The sequence below is a fragment of the Devosia sp. FKR38 genome (assembly GCF_005222805.1).
GTDB lineage: Bacteria > Pseudomonadota > Alphaproteobacteria > Rhizobiales > Devosiaceae > Devosia.
In genome coordinates, this window is record NZ_STGC01000005.1 from 1,707,307 (window position 1) to 1,723,115 (window position 15,809).

The 15,809-nt window shown below is 65.1% G+C and carries 19 protein-coding genes; 14 read left to right on the forward strand and 5 right to left on the reverse strand.

Features of this window, described 5'->3' with window-relative positions; genetic code table 11:
* Positions 1 to 111 precede the first annotated feature (111 nt).
* The 13 genes from E8M79_RS13250 (at position 112) to E8M79_RS13310 (ending at position 11,189) form a co-directional block, all read left to right on the forward strand.
* On the forward strand, positions 112 to 1,185 hold the full coding sequence (locus E8M79_RS13250; protein WP_137152355.1) for an acyltransferase family protein: 1,074 nt from the start codon (positions 112 to 114) through the stop codon (positions 1,183 to 1,185).
* A 109-nt stretch (positions 1,186 to 1,294) separates the two neighbouring features.
* Positions 1,295 to 1,963, forward strand: coding sequence for a phosphoribosylformylglycinamidine synthase subunit PurQ (purQ, locus tag E8M79_RS13255; RefSeq protein ID WP_137152356.1), 669 nt, complete (start codon positions 1,295 to 1,297; stop codon positions 1,961 to 1,963).
* 1 nt (position 1,964) lies between these two features.
* Positions 1,965 to 2,606, forward strand: coding sequence for a Pr6Pr family membrane protein (locus tag E8M79_RS13260; protein ID WP_137152357.1), 642 nt, complete (start codon positions 1,965 to 1,967; stop codon positions 2,604 to 2,606).
* Positions 2,599 to 3,201 carry a DJ-1/PfpI family protein gene (locus tag E8M79_RS13265; RefSeq protein WP_205747911.1) on the forward strand — a complete coding sequence of 201 codons (603 nt, stop codon included), beginning with the start codon at positions 2,599 to 2,601 and terminating at the stop codon, positions 3,199 to 3,201. The genes E8M79_RS13260 and E8M79_RS13265 overlap by 8 nt, the downstream gene beginning before the upstream one ends.
* Positions 3,201 to 5,435 carry a phosphoribosylformylglycinamidine synthase subunit PurL gene (gene purL / locus E8M79_RS13270; RefSeq protein WP_137152358.1) on the forward strand — a complete coding sequence of 745 codons (2,235 nt, stop codon included), beginning with the start codon at positions 3,201 to 3,203 and terminating at the stop codon, positions 5,433 to 5,435. Before E8M79_RS13265 ends, purL begins: the two co-directional genes overlap by 1 nt.
* A 74-nt stretch (positions 5,436 to 5,509) precedes the next feature.
* The gene (locus E8M79_RS13275; protein ID WP_137152359.1) at positions 5,510 to 6,076 is read left to right on the forward strand and encodes a hypothetical protein; all 567 of its coding nucleotides are present in this window, start codon (positions 5,510 to 5,512) and stop codon (positions 6,074 to 6,076) included.
* A gap of 86 nt (positions 6,077 to 6,162) precedes the next feature.
* Positions 6,163 to 6,396 carry a BolA family transcriptional regulator gene (locus tag E8M79_RS13280; RefSeq protein ID WP_137152360.1) on the forward strand — a complete coding sequence of 78 codons (234 nt, stop codon included), beginning with the start codon at positions 6,163 to 6,165 and terminating at the stop codon, positions 6,394 to 6,396.
* A 3-nt stretch (positions 6,397 to 6,399) separates the two neighbouring features.
* Entirely contained in the window at positions 6,400 to 6,723 is a 324-nt protein-coding gene (locus E8M79_RS13285) for a DUF6665 family protein (protein WP_137152361.1), read from the forward strand.
* Positions 6,720 to 7,349, forward strand: a complete 630-nt coding sequence (locus E8M79_RS13290; protein WP_171015851.1) for an HAD-IA family hydrolase — start codon at positions 6,720 to 6,722, stop codon at positions 7,347 to 7,349. The genes E8M79_RS13285 and E8M79_RS13290 overlap by 4 nt, the downstream gene beginning before the upstream one ends.
* Positions 7,350 to 7,415: 66 nt before the next feature.
* Positions 7,416 to 7,967: a hypothetical protein gene (locus E8M79_RS13295; protein ID WP_137152363.1), complete on the forward strand. Its 552-nt coding sequence runs from the start codon at positions 7,416 to 7,418 to the stop codon at positions 7,965 to 7,967.
* A gap of 100 nt (positions 7,968 to 8,067) precedes the next feature.
* Entirely contained in the window at positions 8,068 to 8,403 is a 336-nt protein-coding gene (gene grxD, locus E8M79_RS13300; RefSeq protein WP_137152364.1) for a Grx4 family monothiol glutaredoxin, read from the forward strand.
* Between the two features lie 190 nt (positions 8,404 to 8,593).
* Positions 8,594 to 9,811 (forward strand): MFS transporter, encoded by a 1,218-nt coding sequence (locus E8M79_RS13305; RefSeq protein WP_137152365.1) that lies wholly within the window; start codon positions 8,594 to 8,596, stop codon positions 9,809 to 9,811.
* A gap of 127 nt (positions 9,812 to 9,938) precedes the next feature.
* A complete protein-coding gene (locus E8M79_RS13310; protein WP_137152366.1) occupies positions 9,939 to 11,189 on the forward strand; it encodes a multidrug effflux MFS transporter in 1,251 nt (416 codons plus the stop codon).
* Here the strand turns inward: E8M79_RS13310 and E8M79_RS13315 are convergent.
* The 3 genes from E8M79_RS13315 to E8M79_RS13325 are packed head-to-tail and all read right to left on the reverse strand — an operon-like array spanning position 11,186 to position 12,520.
* A complete protein-coding gene (locus tag E8M79_RS13315) occupies positions 11,186 to 11,815 on the reverse strand; it encodes an ATP-dependent Clp protease proteolytic subunit (protein ID WP_137152367.1) in 630 nt (209 codons plus the stop codon). The two genes, E8M79_RS13310 and E8M79_RS13315, sit on opposite strands and share 4 nt — an antisense overlap.
* Positions 11,816 to 11,852: 37 nt before the next feature.
* Positions 11,853 to 12,191, reverse strand: a complete 339-nt coding sequence (locus E8M79_RS13320; RefSeq protein ID WP_137152368.1) for an SRPBCC domain-containing protein — start codon at positions 12,189 to 12,191, stop codon at positions 11,853 to 11,855.
* Positions 12,188 to 12,520, reverse strand: a complete 333-nt coding sequence (locus tag E8M79_RS13325) for a metalloregulator ArsR/SmtB family transcription factor (protein WP_205747949.1) — start codon at positions 12,518 to 12,520, stop codon at positions 12,188 to 12,190. The genes E8M79_RS13320 and E8M79_RS13325 overlap by 4 nt, the downstream gene beginning before the upstream one ends.
* 147 nt (positions 12,521 to 12,667) lie before the next feature.
* On the opposite strand from E8M79_RS13325, the gene E8M79_RS13330 reads away from it, so the two are divergent.
* Positions 12,668 to 13,867, forward strand: coding sequence for an aminotransferase class V-fold PLP-dependent enzyme (locus tag E8M79_RS13330; RefSeq protein WP_137152370.1), 1,200 nt, complete (start codon positions 12,668 to 12,670; stop codon positions 13,865 to 13,867).
* Between the two features lie 146 nt (positions 13,868 to 14,013).
* Here E8M79_RS13330 and E8M79_RS13335 read toward each other — a convergent pair whose 3' ends face one another.
* On the reverse strand, positions 14,014 to 14,817 hold the full coding sequence (locus tag E8M79_RS13335; protein ID WP_137153371.1) for an inositol monophosphatase family protein: 804 nt from the start codon (positions 14,815 to 14,817) through the stop codon (positions 14,014 to 14,016).
* Between the two features lie 11 nt (positions 14,818 to 14,828).
* Positions 14,829 to 15,698, reverse strand: a complete 870-nt coding sequence (gene ttcA / locus E8M79_RS13340) for a tRNA 2-thiocytidine(32) synthetase TtcA (protein WP_137152371.1) — start codon at positions 15,696 to 15,698, stop codon at positions 14,829 to 14,831.
* Positions 15,699 to 15,809: the final 111 nt, after the last annotated feature.

Sequence of the window (15,809 nt, forward strand, 5' to 3'; positions counted from 1 at the left end):
TAGCCGAGCGCTTACCATAGCCGCAGATCAGCCCGTTCCCGCGGCCTCGCGTTAGCCAGATGGCAGGCAAGCCGGCCTAGGCTGCGCCCCAAATGCAGGGAGTGCAGAACCATGGGTGAGCAGACCGAGCGGATGGCCTGGGTGGATATGGCCAAGGGCCTATCCATTTTTCTGGTGGTCATGATGTATGCCGCCTCCAGCGTGGGCGAGGACACCGGCGGCGTCGGCGCCTTCCATTGGGCCATTGCCTTTGCCACCCCCTTCCGCATGCCCGAGTTCTTCATGATCTCGGGCCTGTTCCTCGCCCGCGTCATCGATCGGCCCTGGCCGCTCTTCGCCGATCGCCGCGTGGTGCATTACCTTTATTTCTACGCCCTCTGGGCCGTGATCCACATCGTGTTCAAGGTCGGCCTGCTCGCCGCCGATCCATTGGGCGCCATCGAGCAACTGGCCTGGGCCGTGATCCAGCCCTATGGCGTGCTGTGGTTCATCTATCTGCTGGCCGTGGTCGGCGCCGTCACCAAGCTGATGCACAGCCTCAAGGCCCCGGTCTGGGCGGTGTTTGGCGTGGGCGCGATCCTGCAGATGTCCGCTGTCCACACCGGCAGCTATCTGGTCGACCAGTTCGCCGCCTATTTCGTCTTCTTCTATGCCGGCTATGTGCTGGCCCCGCTGCTGTTCCGCCTCGCCGACTGGGCACTCGACCATGCCGTCGCGGCGGTCGCCGGCATTGCCGTCTGGGCCGCCATCAATGCGGCGCTGGTCTTCTCGCCCGGCTTTGCCATGCACCCCATTCACCCGCAGATGGGCTTTGGCGGCCTGCCCGGCCTGCATTTGCTGCTCGCCATAGTCGGCACGGCGGCGCTCTGCACCCTTGCGGCGCTGCTCACCCGCCTGCCCGCCATGGATTGGCTGCGCTGGCTGGGCAGCAAGTCGCTGGTCATCTATGTCGCCTTCGTGCTGCCCATGGGCATTGCCCGCACGTTGCTGATCAAGCTGGGCCTGATCGAGCCGACCGTGCTGACCTTTGCCATCATGGCCATCGCCATCATCGCCCCGCTGGTGCTCTATTGGCTGGTGCTGCGCACCGGCCTGGGCGGCTTCCTGTTCGAGCGGCCGGCCTGGGCACATCTGCCCGGCACCAGCCGCCCGCGCAACGCTGCGGCGCCCTCGGCCGCCGAGTAGGCCGCTTCCGGCCAGCCAAGGCCGGGAAAGGGCGATCTCGGCCCTTGCCTTTTGCGCCAAGACTCACCAAAAGAGCCTCGCAACACCCGACATCAGCGAGGACAAGCCGATGAAATCCGCCGTCATCGTGTTCCCCGGACTCAACCGTGACCGCGACATGATCGCGGCCCTGACCAAGGTGTCCGGCACCGCCCCCGCCATTGTCTGGCATCAGGATGCCGAGATCCCCGATGTGGACCTCATCGTCATCCCCGGCGGCTTCTCCTATGGCGATTATCTGCGCTGCGGCGCCATTGCCGCCCGCTCGCCCATCATGGACATCGTCCGCGCCCGCGCCGCATCCGGCGTCAAGGTGCTGGGCGTCTGCAACGGCTTCCAGATCCTGATCGAGGCCGGTCTCCTCCCCGGCGCGCTGATGCGCAATACCTCGCTCAAATTCGTCTGCCGCGAGGTCAAGCTCGAGGTGACCAATGCGGACACAGCCTTCACCCGCGGCTATACCCAGGGCCAGATCATCCGCTGCCCCGTCGCCCATCACGACGGCAATTACTTTGCCGATGCCGACACGCTTGCCCGCCTCGAAGGCGATGGCCGCGTCGCCTTCCGCTATGCCGAAGGCACCAATCCCAATGGCTCGATCAACGATATCGCCGGCATCTTCAACGAAGCCAAGAACGTGCTCGGCCTGATGCCGCATCCGGAAAACCTCATCGAGGCCGCGCATGGCGGTGACGACGGGCGAGCGCTGTTCTCGGGGCTGCTGGGCGCAGCAGCCTGAGATGAACCCGCGCCGCCTGCTCACCCATTTGGGACTGCTGTGTGGCGCTGGCGGGCTGGTGCTGCAGTTCTGCCTGTCAATCCCCGCCTATCTGGCCGCCGGCCGCGATGTGCCCGGGGCTCTGGGGACCTTCTTTGCCTATTACACCATCCTCACCAATATCGTGCTGGTGCTGATCTACCTGTCCGAAATCCTGGGCGCACGTTGGCTCAGCCCGTTCCGCACGCCCCAGGTTCGCGGCATGATGGCCGCCTGCATCACGCTGGTCGGCCTCTATGTCTATCTTGTGCTGCGCCACCTGACCGCGCTCGATGGCCTGTTCCTGGTCGCCGACAATCTGCTGCACTATGTCTGCCCACTGCTGTACCTGATGTGGTGGCTGGCGGGCGTGCGTCATGGCCAATTGCGCTGGACCGACCTGCCCATGATGGTTGCGCCGACGCTGGTCTATTTCGTCTATGTCATGGCCCGCGGCGTCTGGGTGCAGGAATATCCCTATCCCATCCTCAACGCGCTCAAGCTGGGCTATGCTGGTGTCCTGTTCAACGCCGCCGGCATGACGCTGGCACTGGCAGCATTGCTTGCCCTGGTGATCGGGCTGGACCAGACCATGGGGCGGCAGCAAGGGAGTGCCCATGACTGAGCATCGCTTGACCCTGGCCATCCTGGTGTTCGAAGGGGTGGAAGAACTCGATTTCGTCGGCCCCTGGGAAGTCTTCACCATGGCCCGCTCGCTGGGCGCCCCCGTCGATGTCTATACCGTCGGCTGGCGCGAGCGCGCCATCACCTGCGCCAAGGGCCTGCATATCACCGCCGACCTCGCCTTTGCCGACCGGCCCGAGGCCGACATCGTGCTGATCCCCGGCGGACGCGGCACCCGCGCGCTGGCCCAGGATGACGCCTTCAACGCCGAAATTCGCCCCTATCTGGCCAGTGCCAAATGGCAGACCTCGGTCTGCACCGGCTCGACCCTTTTGGCCCGCGCCGGCTTCCTCGAAGGCCGCCAGGCCACCACCCACCATGGGGCGCTCGATTTCCTGCGCGCCCATGCGCCGCACACCTATATTCTCAACCAGCGCTTCGTGCACGACGGCAACGTCGTCACCTCAGCCGGCGTCTCTGCCGGCATCGACATGTCCCTGTGGCTCGTGGGCCACCTCTTCGGCCAGGACATGGCCCGCTCGACCCAGACGCAAATGGAATATTTTCCAGAGCCGCCCTACGGAAACCCTGTTTGATGACCATCCCCAATGACATCGTGATTACGCCCCAGCTCATCGCCGATCATGGCCTCAAGCCGGAGGAATACCAGAAGATCCTCGATCTGATCGGGCGTGAACCCACCTATACCGAGCTGGGCATCTTCTCGGCGATGTGGAACGAGCACTGCTCCTACAAATCGTCCAAGAAATGGCTCAAGACCCTACCCACCAGCGGGCCGCGCGTCATCCAGGGCCCCGGCGAAAACGCCGGCGTGGTCGACATCGGTGATGGCCAGGCGATCGTCTTCAAGATGGAATCGCACAACCACCCCAGCTTCATCGAGCCCTACCAGGGCGCCGGCACCGGCATGGGCGGCATCCTGCGCGATGTGTTCACCATGGGCGCCCGTCCCGTTGCGGCCATGAACGCGCTGCGCTTTGGTTCGCCCGACCATGAAAAGACCCGCCATCTCGTGTCCGGCGTCGTCGCCGGCATCGGCGGCTATGGCAATGCCTTTGGCGTGCCCACCGTGGGCGGCGAAGTCGAGTTCGACGAGCGCTACAACGGCAATATCCTGGTCAATGCCTTTGCGGCGGGCCTGGCCGATACCGACAAGATCTTCTACTCCAAGGCCGAAGGCGTCGGCCTGCCGGTGGTCTATCTGGGCGCCAAGACCGGCCGCGACGGCGTCGGCGGCGCCACCATGGCCTCGGCCGAATTCGGCGACGACATCGAAGAAAAGCGCCCCACCGTGCAGGTCGGCGACCCCTTCACCGAAAAGCGCCTGCTCGAAGCGTGCCTCGAACTGATGGCCACCGGCGCCGTCATCGCCATCCAGGACATGGGCGCGGCGGGCCTGACCTGCTCGGCCGTCGAAATGGGCGCCAAGGGTGACCTGGGCATCGAGCTCGACCTCGACAAGGTGCCGGTGCGCGAAACCCACATGACCCCCTATGAGATGATGCTCAGCGAATCCCAGGAGCGCATGCTCATGGTGCTGCATCCCGCAAAGGAAGCCGAGGCCCGCGCCGTTTTCGTCAAATGGGAACTCGACTTCGCCACCGTGGGCAAGACCACGGACGATCTGCGCTTCCGCGTGCTGTTCCAGGGCGATGAAGTCGCCAATCTGCCGATCAAGGAACTGGGCGACGAAGCCCCCGAATATGATCGCCCCTGGACGCCCTCCGTCCCCGCCGCGCCCCTGGCCGCTGGCGACGTGCCGCAGATGGACGTGGCCGATGCCCTGCTCGCCCTGATGGGCAGCCACCAGGTGAGCTCGCGCCGCTGGGTCTATGAGCAGTACGATACCCTGATCCAGGGCAATTCCATGCAGCGCCCCGGCGGCGATGCCGGCGTCATCCGCGTCGATGGCCACCCCACCAAGGGCCTGGCCTTCACCTCGGACGTCAACCCGCGCTATTGCGAGGCCGATCCCTTCGAGGGCGGCAAGCAGGCCGTGGCCGAAGCCTGGCGCAACCTGACCGCCACCGGCGCCGAGCCGCTGGCCGCCACCGACAATCTCAACTTCGGCAATCCCGAACGCCCCGAAATCATGAGCCAGCTCGTCCATGCCATCAAGGGCATCGGCGAGGCCTGCAAGGCACTCGATTTCCCCATCGTCTCGGGCAATGTCAGCCTCTACAACGAGACCAACGGCCGCGGCATCCTGCCCACCCCCACCATTGGTGGCGTGGGCCTGCTGCCCGACTGGAGCCAGATGGCCCGCATCGGCTTTGCCGCTGCCAACCAGCCCATCCTGCTGATCGGCGGCCCGGCCGAACGCGGCACGCATCTGGGGCAGTCGATTTATTTGCGCGACCTCTTCGGCCGCCGTGACGGTTCGGCGCCGCATGTTGACCTCGCCGCCGAGCGCAAGGCCGGCGATTTCGTCCGCGGCCTCATCCGCTCGGGCGTCGTCACTGCCTGCCACGATCTCTCCGATGGTGGCCTGGGCGTCGGCCTGGCGGAAATGGCCATTGCCTCGGGCATCGGCGCTGCCGTCACCGGCATTGCCGGCCACGATCCGGTGCTGGAATTCTTCGGCGAGGACCAGGGCCGCTATCTGCTCACCGTCAACCTCGACCCGCAGGGCGACGCCATCAAGGCACTGTGGGACGAAGCCCGCGACAAGGGCATTGCCTGCGCCTGGATCGGCTCGACCGGCGGCACCGATCTGGTGCTCGGCGGCAGCCGCGCTGTCCCGGTCGCCGACCTCAAGGCCGCCCATGAGGGCTGGTTCCCCACCTACATGGATGGTGCGGCGGCATAGTTCAGCTTCCGCCTTATCTCTGCCGCTCTTTGGAGTGTTCTCATTCCGGGAGCGGCAATCGACTGGAGACGACAATGAACCTGAAACCGGCAATCGGCTGCCTGGCAGCCATCACTCTGTTTTGCATGCCGGTGGCAGCTCAGGAGCAGACGGTCAATATCACCGGCTCGCCCCTGCCCGATCAGCCCTATACGCTGATCTATCCCACCCCCATGATGGCGACCGCCGAGGCCGGTGGTCCGCTGACCATCAACCACCCCGATATTCCGCTGCAGTGCATCCTGACCGTGGTGCCCGCCGATGATGCAGGCTGGACTGCCGAGGGCGCCCTGGCCGCGCTCGACGATGCCGCCGTCACGCAGGGCTGGTCGGCCACGCTTCCGGGCTTCGCGCTGACCAACAAGGCCGTCACCGCCTATCAGAGCAATCCGGCCCTGATGTACGAGGGCACCAGCACCGATTCGCCCCAGGGCGTGCCGCTGACCGTGGTCCACACCGAGACCGTGGCCGAGGGCAATGGCTATACGCTCGACTGCATCTATGCCACCGAGGCGGCCGCCAATGCCCGCCCGATCGTGGATTACGTGCTGGCCAATTTCTCCACCCAGCAGGACGCCGAGCCCGTCGCCCCGGCGCAATAGCGCCCCGCGATATTGAAGCCCTGTCCCCCGCATGCCATATCATGAGCCATGCTGGCACTTGGCCGGCGGCGACAAGGAGATGAGCCATGCCCATGGATGCCAGCGAGATCGAACGCCGGATCAAGGCGGCCCTGCCGGACGCCGATATCGAGATTCGCGACCTGGCCGGTGACGGCGACCATTGGGCCGCCACCGTCAAATCCGAGCAGTTCCGCGGCAAGACCCGCGTGCAGCAGCACAAGCTGGTCTATGAATCGCTGCAGGGCGATATGGGCGGCGCGCTGCATGCCCTGGCGCTGCAGACCGTCGTGCCGGACTGACCCATGTCGCTACGCGACTCGCTGGACCTGATCAGGCTGGTCAAACCCGAAGCGGGCACCACCGCCCTTGACCACGAGATCGCAGCCGAACGCGCCTCTTCCCTCGGTGCCGCCGAAAAGCGCGTCATCGCGGCCATCGCCGCGCTGACCGCCCCAGGCGGCGATGCCGACCTTGCCCTCGCCACGGCGCGCAAGGTGGTATGGGAATATTTCGTCCAGCGCGAACTGGTCGGTTTCCGCCGTCACACCGACGTGATTCAGGCGCTCAATATTCCGCCCCAAGTCCTTGTGGGGCTTGGCGCAATGTCGGGAAAGCCCCGGTCGTGACCCGGTCCGTCTTCTTCGATGTCGATGGCGTGCTGATCCATGGCTATCACGCGCGCGCAGAACGGACGCGGCGCTGGGATGACAACCTGCAAGCCGACATGGGGGTCGATCCCCAGCGCTTCACCCAGGAATTCATCTTCGACATCTTCGTCAAAAAGGTCGTCACCGGCCAGATGTCGGTGATCGAGGCGCTGGAAAAGCGGCTGCCGTCGCTAGGCTATCGCGGCTCGCCCATGGCCTTCCACCACTATTGGCTCGAGCATGACAGCGTGCTCAACCAGCCCCTGCTCGACGTGATCGCCCGCCTGCGCGCGCGCGGCGACATCAAGCTCTACATCGCCACCAATCAGGAGCATCTGCGCGCCAGCTGGCTGTGGTCCCATCTCGGCCTGTCGCAGCTGTTCGACGACATGTTCCATTCGGCCCGCGTCGGCGTGCGCAAGCCCGACCCGGCCTATTTCGCCTTCATTGCCGACCGCATCGGCTCGCAGGCTGAACCACCGCTGTTCTTTGACGATACGCCCAAGGTGATCGACGGCGCCCGGGCCGCCGGCTGGGAGGCGGTGCTGTTCGACACGCTAGAGGATTGCACCAGCCATCCCTGGATCGCGGCGCGACTCGGCTAGACCATTCAGCGCCGGTTCAGCCGCGCCAGACCAGGCTGTTCCATACGCTTTCTTGAGGAGACGCCCATGCTGCAACGCCTGATCCTGCCCGCCATGCTGATGCTGGCCGCCACTGCCCTGCCCGCCCATGCCGACCAGATCGCCTGCCACGGCAGCGACACCCATTATGTCGTGCTGATCGCGCCCAGCGAGGACACGCTGGAAACCCGCGTCCTCGCTGGCAAGCGCGCCAACCCCAATGCGCGCATTGATTGCAGCGCCGCCGTCGCGGCGCCCATCAACCTGACCGTCCCCGACACCGCCGTCGATTTCCTCGGCCTCTCCGAGCATTTCCTGGTGCTGGGCGAAGAGGGCGATTCCGGCTCGGACATGGTGATCCATGATCTCGACAGCGGCGCCGAACTGCTGCGGGCTGCGGCCGAGGATGTCTTTGTCGACAGCTCCGGCGCCTATTTCTTTGAGGTGCTCGACACGCCCGCCTCGGCCAAGCTGTGCCCCGAATATGACGCCATCACTGCCATGGGCATGGCCGCAGCGCTGGCCGAACAACGGGTCTATGACTTTGCCAGCGGCAAGGTGGAAAAGCTCGAAGGCACCCGCTGCTACGCCCGCGCATGACATCATCGCGCGCTGCCGATCTCGACAGCGCCCTTGTCCTGCCCTATCTAAGGCGCACCGTACCCCGGCCCTTGAACCCGGCTAGCAAGAGGTTTGACCCATGACCGACATCAACGCCTTCATCGACGACAAGGTGAAGAACAACGACATCTTCCTGTTCATGAAAGGCTCGCCGGATTTTCCGCAGTGCGGCTTTTCCGGTCAGGTCGTGCAGATCCTGAACTATCTGGGCGTCGACTATGGCAGCGCCAATGTGCTGGAAAGCGCCGAGCTGCGCGACGGCATCAAGGCCTATACCAACTGGCCGACCATTCCCCAGCTCTACGTCAAGGGTGAGTTCGTCGGCGGCGCCGATATCGTGCGCGAGATGTTCCAGGCCGGCGAGCTGCAGGCCCATCTGCAGAGCGCCGGTATCGAGGTCAAGCAGACCGCCTGATCGCGCGCAGCTTGATGCAAGAAATTACGCCGGGCCCTGTGCCCGGCGTTTTGTTTGGCACCAGCACCGGCCAGCGCGCGCAGAGATCGCCACCCCATCAGCGGCGTTGATGACCCTCATTCTGCTTTGTCGCTTTGCGTGATGATGTCGCAGGCGTAAGTATCGTCGGCCTCATTCTGGATTCTGCGCCATGCCCCAGTCCGTCGTTCGCCCCGCGGTGCCGCTGCTTGTCCTGATCATCGCCGGCTGCGTCATCGCCGCCATCGGCAATGGTATCCGCACCAGCTTTGGCCTGTTCACCCTGCCGCTGAGCACCGATCTCGGCCTCAGCCGCGAAGGTTGGGGCATGGCCATGGCCATCCAGAACCTGGCCTGGGGCATTGCCCAGCCCTTTGCCGGCGCCTTTGCCGATCGCGTCGGCACCGGCCGCACCGTGGCCCTGGGCGCCGCCATCTATGCGCTGGGCCTGCTGCTGATGGTCATCTCGCCCAATGCCAGCGTCATGGCGTTGACCGCCGGCGTCATCACTGGCGTGGGCATTGCCATCTGCTCGTTCAGCGTGGTCATGGCCGCGTTCGGCCGCGCCGTGCCGCCCGAAAAGCGCTCGCTGATCTTCGGCGTCGCCACCGCCGCCTCGTCCTTCGGCCAGTTCGCCTTTGCCCCGATCACCCAGGGCTTCATCAATGCCTTCGGCTGGCAGTCAGCCCTGGTCTATCTGGCCATGGCGCTGCTGCTGATCATCCCGCTCAGCTATGCCCTGCGCGGCCGCAGCGAAAACACCACCGGCCAGGCCGATATGCCCTTCATGCAGGCCCTGGCCCGCGCCTGGGGCTATGGCTCCTATCGCCTGCTGGTCATCGGCTTTTTCGTCTGCGGCTTCCACCTGGCCTTCATCAATGTCCACATGCCCGCCTATCTGGTGCAATGCGGGCTTTCTCCGGAAGTGGGCAGCTGGACCATTGCCGTGATTGGCCTGTTCAACATCGTCGGCTCGCTGCTCTCGGGCTATCTGGGCGGCCGCCTGCCCAAGCAGATTCTCCTGGCCACCATCTACTTCCTGCGCGCGGTGGCGATTGGCCTGTTCCTGCTTATCCCGGTCAGCGAACTCACCGCCTATACCTTTGCCGCCGCCATGGGCCTGCTCTGGCTTTCCACCGTGCCGCTGACGGCGGGGCTCGTGGCCATGTTCTTTGGCGCCCGCTATATGGGCATGCTCTATGGCATTGCCTTTTTCAGCCACCAGCTTGGCTCATTCACCGGCGTCTGGCTGGGCGGTTTCGTCTATGATCTCACCGGGTCCTATAGCCTGGTCTGGTATCTCGGCATCATGCTGGGCCTCGGCTCAGCGGCGCTGCACCTGCCCATCAATGAGCGTTCGGCGCCCAACTTCGCCCTCAAGCCGGCCTGACCCACCAGGCCGCTTCTGACCATCGCTTTTTGCCGATAGAGCCTTGCCAAAGGCGGATCATGGGTTCATGGTCCGCCTCGCCTTTCCAGCGCCTGCGCCTTGCCGCGGCTCCTACTGAGATTCATTCATGTCCAATCATTTCACGCGCGTTCTCTCGCGCACTGAGTTCATTGCCTTGATGGCGGCTCTGATGGCCCTCAATGCCCTGGCCATCGACGTCATGCTGCCCGCCCTGCCCTACATGGGCGAAGCCCTGGGCATCGCCAGCGAGAACGAGCGCCAATATGTCATTTCGGCCTATATGATCGGCATGGGCACCGCCCAGCTGGTCTTTGGCCCGCTCACCGACCGCTTCGGCCGCCGCGCGCCCCTGCTCGCCGGCATGGGCCTTTATGTTATTGCCGCCTTTGCCGCTATCTTCGCCCCCAGCTTTGCCATTCTGCTGGTCCTGCGCGTCATCCAGGGCATGGGCGCCGCCAGCGTGCGCGTCATCGCCACCTCGGCCGTGCGCGACAACTACTCCGGCCGCGAAATGGCCGAGGTCATGTCGCTGACCTTCATGGTCTTCATGGCCATTCCGATCATTGCGCCCGGCATCGGCCAGATCCTGCTGCTCACCGGCCCCTGGCAGGCGATCTTCGTCTTCATGGCGCTCCTGGCTTCGGCCTTCTGGCTGTGGACCTTCATCCGCCTGCCCGAGAGCCTGCCGCTCGACAAGCGCCGCCCGCTCACCTTCAAGGGCGTGTTTGATGGCTTCGTCATCGTCTGCACCAATCGGGTGGCCTTCTCCTATGGCCTGGCCGGCACCTTCCTGTTCGGCGCGCTGTTCGGCTTCATCAGCTCGTCCCAGCAGATCTATGTCGATATCTATGGCCTGGGCGTCTATTTCCCCGTGGCCTTTGCCGCCATGGCCGCGCTGATGGCGGTGTCATCCTTCACCAATTCGGTGATCGTGCGCCGCTTCGGCATGCGCCGCCTGTCCCATGGCGCCATGCTGTCCTTCACCTTGGTCAGCGGCGTCTGGCTGGCCTTTGCCCTCAGTGGCTTCCTGCCGCTGTGGCTGTTCTTCCCGCTGCTGGCCATGATCATGTTCAGCTTCGGCTGGGCGGCCTCCAACATGAACTCGCTGTCCATGGAGCCCCTGGGCGCCGTGGCCGGCACCGCCTCGGCGGTCTTCGGCTTTATCCAGACCGTGGGCGGCGCCGTCATCGGCGGCTTCATCGGCCAGCAGTTCAATGGCACCACCGTGCCGGCTGCGGCGGGCTATTTCACCATGGGCCTGCTCTCGCTGATCTTCATCCTGATCGCCGAGAATGGGCGCCTGTTCGGCGTGGGCGAGAAATACGTCCACACCGAATCCGCCCCCGCCGCGCACTAATCAGAGTCGGGGCGCGCCAGCGCCTCGATCTCCCCGCGGTCGCGATACACATGGTCGACCAGGCCCCAGGTCCGGGCCTGTTCGGGCGTCATGAAATTATCCCGCTCCAGCGCCGCCTCCACTTCCTCATAGCTGCGCCCGCAATGCTTGGCATAAAGCGTATGCATGCGCCGCTTCAGCCGCTCGCTCTCCTGCGCATGGATCATGATGTCGGTGACCTTGCCCTGATAGCCGCCGCTGGGCTGGTGCAGCATGATCGAAGCATTGGGCAGGCACACCCGCATGCCCGGCGCCCCGGCCATCAACAGGAATGATCCCGCCGACATCGCCATGCCCATGCACAGCGTGCCCACAGGCGCCTTGATGAACTGCATGGTGTCATACATGGCCAGCGCTGCCGTCACCACGCCACCGGGCGAGTTGATGTAGAGCGAGATTTCCTTGCTGGGATTTTCCGCCTCGAGGAACAGCAGCTGCGCACAAACCAGCGCCGCCATAGTGTCCTCGATCTCCCCATTCACGAAGATGATCCGCTCGCGCAGCAGCCGCGAATAGATGTCGAATGAGCGCTCGCCGCGGCTCGACTGTTCCACCACCATAGGGACGAGTTGCATCATGTCGCGCATCGGCGAACCTCCGTTCAGCATTGAAGTGATTCAGGTTTTAGGCGGCCAGCATCAGCGCCGGGGCGCCATTGCTATTGGCCGCCACCGGCAGCGCCAGCGGCGCATGGGTCAGGCGAAACCAGGTGCCGCCATCGCTGGTCGGCGTCAGCTCGAAGGTGACAAGGCTCTCCTCGGCCCCCACCACCGCCCCGGCGCCGCTTTCGCGCCAGCGATAGGTGAGGCTGCGGTTTTCCTCCGCTGTCACCACCGAGAGGTCCAGCTCCTCGGTCGGCCGTAGCCAGCGCTTGAGATATTCGGGGATCGTCAGCGCCCGCCACACTTTTTCGGGCGGCGCGTCGAGCGCACATTCAAACACCAGCGCATCTGTCGGCATCATTGATCCATCTCCCTGAGCAGATCCCGCAGGTTGTCGATGCGCGCCGGCCAGAAGGCCTCGTATTTGGCCAGCCAAGCGTGCAGCGGCGCCAGGCCCTCGGGCGCCACGCGGTAATGCGCATAGCGCCCCTCGCGCCGCTCGCTGATCAGCCCTGCCCCGCGCAGCACCGCCAGATGCTGGCTCATCGCCGGCTGGCTGATGGCAAAGCCCTCGCGCAGTTCCGTCGCCGTCATTTCCGCCGCAGCCAGCTTTTCCAGCACCGCGCGGCGCGTCGGATCGGCCAGCACCTTGAAGATATCTGTCTCGCTCATGGCTTCACATAAGCACAGACTTATGAGTCGTGGCAATGGCCTTTGCGCCCCTGTCCCGTCCCATCAATTTTGATGATGGAACCCATTCATCCAAGTGTCTTGATCCCCGCCCCTAACTCCCGTCTGATGGCCAAAGCCCTTCCCCGCTCAACATCGAGCCCGCCCATGCCCATCACCACCGGCCGCCCCTATCTTGCCATTCCGGGGCCGTCCGTCTCGCCCGAGCGCGTGCTGTCGGCCATGCACCGCAGCGCCCCCAATATCTATGAGGGCGAGATTGTTGATCTGACCCACACCATCATCCCCGATCTCAGGCGTGTGGCCGAAACCAGCCAGCATGTGGCCATCTATATCGCCAATGGCCATGGCGCCTGGGAGGCGGCCAATTGCAACATGTTCTCGCGTGGCGACAAGGCGCTGCTGGCCGCCACCGGCCGCTTCGGCCATGGCTGGGCCGAGTCGCTCAAGCGCATGGGCGTGGATGTCGAGATCATCGATTTCGGCAAGTCGCGCCCCGCCGATCCGCAGGCCATTGCCGATGCCCTGGCCGCCGACACGGCCCAGGCCATCAAGGCCGTGCTGGTCACCCATGTCGACACCGCCTCGAGCGCCCGCAATGACCTCGCGGCCATCCGCGCCGCCATCGACAGCACCGGCCACCCCGCCCTCCTGGCCGTCGACGCCATCGCCTCGCTCGGCTGCGACGAGCTGCGCATGGATGCCTGGGGCGTCGACGTGCTGGTCGGCGCCAGCCAGAAGGGGCTGATGCTGCCGCCCGGCCTGGGCTTTGTCTGGTTCTCCGACAAGGCGCTCGAGGTCAGCCGCACGGCCGACCTCGTCACCCCCTATTGGGACTGGAAGCCGCGCGGCCTCGGCACCGAGTTCTGGCAATTCTTCGGCGGCACCGCCCCGACGCACCATCTCTATGGCCTGCGCGAAGCCCTGACCATGATCCTGGATGAAGAAGGCCTGCCCCAGGTCTGGGCCCGCCACCAGCGCCTCGCCCGCGCCGTCTGGGCCGCCTTTGACGCCTGGGGCCAGGGCAGCGCCATTGCGCTGAACGTCGCCGACCCCGCGTCACGCGGCTGGTCGGTCACCGCCGCCACCATTCCCGACGGCGGCGCCGGCGCCCTGCGCCGCTGGCTCGAGGAGCAAGCCGGCGTCACCCTGGGCATTGGCCTAGGCATGGCGGCCCCCAGCGAACCCGCCTATCAGGATTTCCTGCGCGTCGGCCACATGGGCCACGTCAACGCCCACATGACGCTGGGCGTATTGGCCACCATGGAAGCGGGCCTGCACGCGCTGGGCATTCCCCACGGCCCCGGTGCGGTCGAAGCGGCGGCTGGGGCTTTCGCTCGGCCCTGAGGGCCCAATCCACAGCGCGTCACCCTCGGGCTGGACCCGAGGGCTCTATACGTCTCAAGTCACTCGCGATTGCCGAAAGAGCTCAAGTGCAACGCCCTCGGGTCAAGCCCGAGGGTGACGACCCAGCGCGTGGCGCCTCTTGTGCTTCAGAACGTAAAAACGTTCCGCCGCAGCGCGTCCCAGCTGTCCTTGTCCACGGCCACCAGCAGGCCGCCGTCGACATGACTGGGCAGATAGGGCTGGCCATCGAGCCGGGCGGCAAAGGCGCCGGCTTCCTGGCTCATCAGCGCGCCGCCCAGATGGTCCCAGGGCATCAGCTTGTTCCAGCAGCCGAACTGGGCATGGCCGGACACCAGCGTGCGATATTCATGCCCCGCACAGCGGAAATTGGACACCACGCGCACCTTGTCCAGATTGCCCAGCACCTCGGCGCGCCGGTCGGCCGGCAGATAGGACACCGAGACACAGCCCACCATTTCGGCCAGCGGCAGCGGCGCCGCCACCTGCATGCGCACCGCCTCGCCATTGGGCCGGCGCAGCCACGCGCCTGCGCCCTTTTCGGCCATCATCCAGTCGTCGCCCATCGGGTCATAGATAATGCCGGCAATCGTCTCGCCCTTGGAGACCACGGCCGCCATGGTGGCAAACAGCGGCAGCCCGGCGGCGTAGTTCGCCGTACCATCGATGGGGTCCACCACGACGGCGAAATCGGCATCGGCCAGCCGGCCCAGCAGCGCCGGATCGGCCGCCACCGATTCCTCGCCCACAAACAGCGCCTCGGGCATCACCCGCGCCAGCGCCGCCTTGATCGCCTCTTCGGTGGCCACATCGGCCTCGGTCACCAGATCGATGGCCGAAGTCTTGGTGTGCACCATGCTGGCATCGAGCCGGCGGAAGCGCGGCAGCGCTTCGGCCCGCGCAGCATCGCGCAGAATGGTGGCCAGTTCCATCACGTCAAAGCTCAACTCTGGGTCCTCTTCTCGAACAGCGCATTGAAATCAAACAGCTTGGTATCCAGCATATGGCTGGCGTTGATGTTCCCTAGCGCGCGGATCATGACGTCCTTGCGACCGGGCATGCGCCGTTCGATGTCGCTGAGCATCGCCTTCATGGCATTGCGCTCCAGCCCATCCTGGCTGCCGCACAGGTCACAGGGGATGATCGGAAACGCCATGGCATCGGAGAAGCGCTGCAGATCTTCCTCGCCGCAATAGATCAGTGGCCGCAGCACCTCGATGTCGCCCTCGTCATTGAGCAGCCGCGGCGGCATGGCCGCGAGCTTGCCGCCATGAAACAGGTTCATAAAGAAGGTTTCCAGGCTATCGTCGCGGTGATGGCCCAGCACCAGCGCCGTGCAGCCCTCCTCCCGCGCGATGCGGTAGAGATTGCCGCGCCGCAGCCGGCTGCACAGCGAGCAATAGGTTGCCCCCGCCGGCAGCTTCTCGGTGACGATCGAATAGGTGTCCTTGTATTCGATGCGATGCGGCACGCCGATCCCGCTCAGATATTCGGGCAGAACATGCTTGGGAAAATTGGGCTGGCCCTGGTCGAGATTGCAGGCCACCAGCTCCACCGGCAGCATGCCGCGCCACTGCAGATCCAGCAGCAGCGCCAGCATGGAATAGCTGTCCTTGCCACCGCTCAGCGCCACCAGCCATTTCTCGCCCGGCCGCACCATATCGAACTTGTCCAGCGCCTCGCGCGTCTGCCGGATCAGCCGCTTGCGCAGCTTGTTGAACTCGCCCGAACGCGGCGCCTGCGCATAAATCGGAGGCCCGCCGGTCTCGGTCTCGTCACCGCCCTGGGTGGCGTTTTCCATCACCTCGCTCATGGCGAAACTCACTTTCCTTCAGTCCCGTTGCTGATAGCGCCCCAGAGCCACGAGGGGAAGGAAAACCGCGCCCCGCGAACCTTACGAAAGATTAAGTTCTCCAACTTGCTT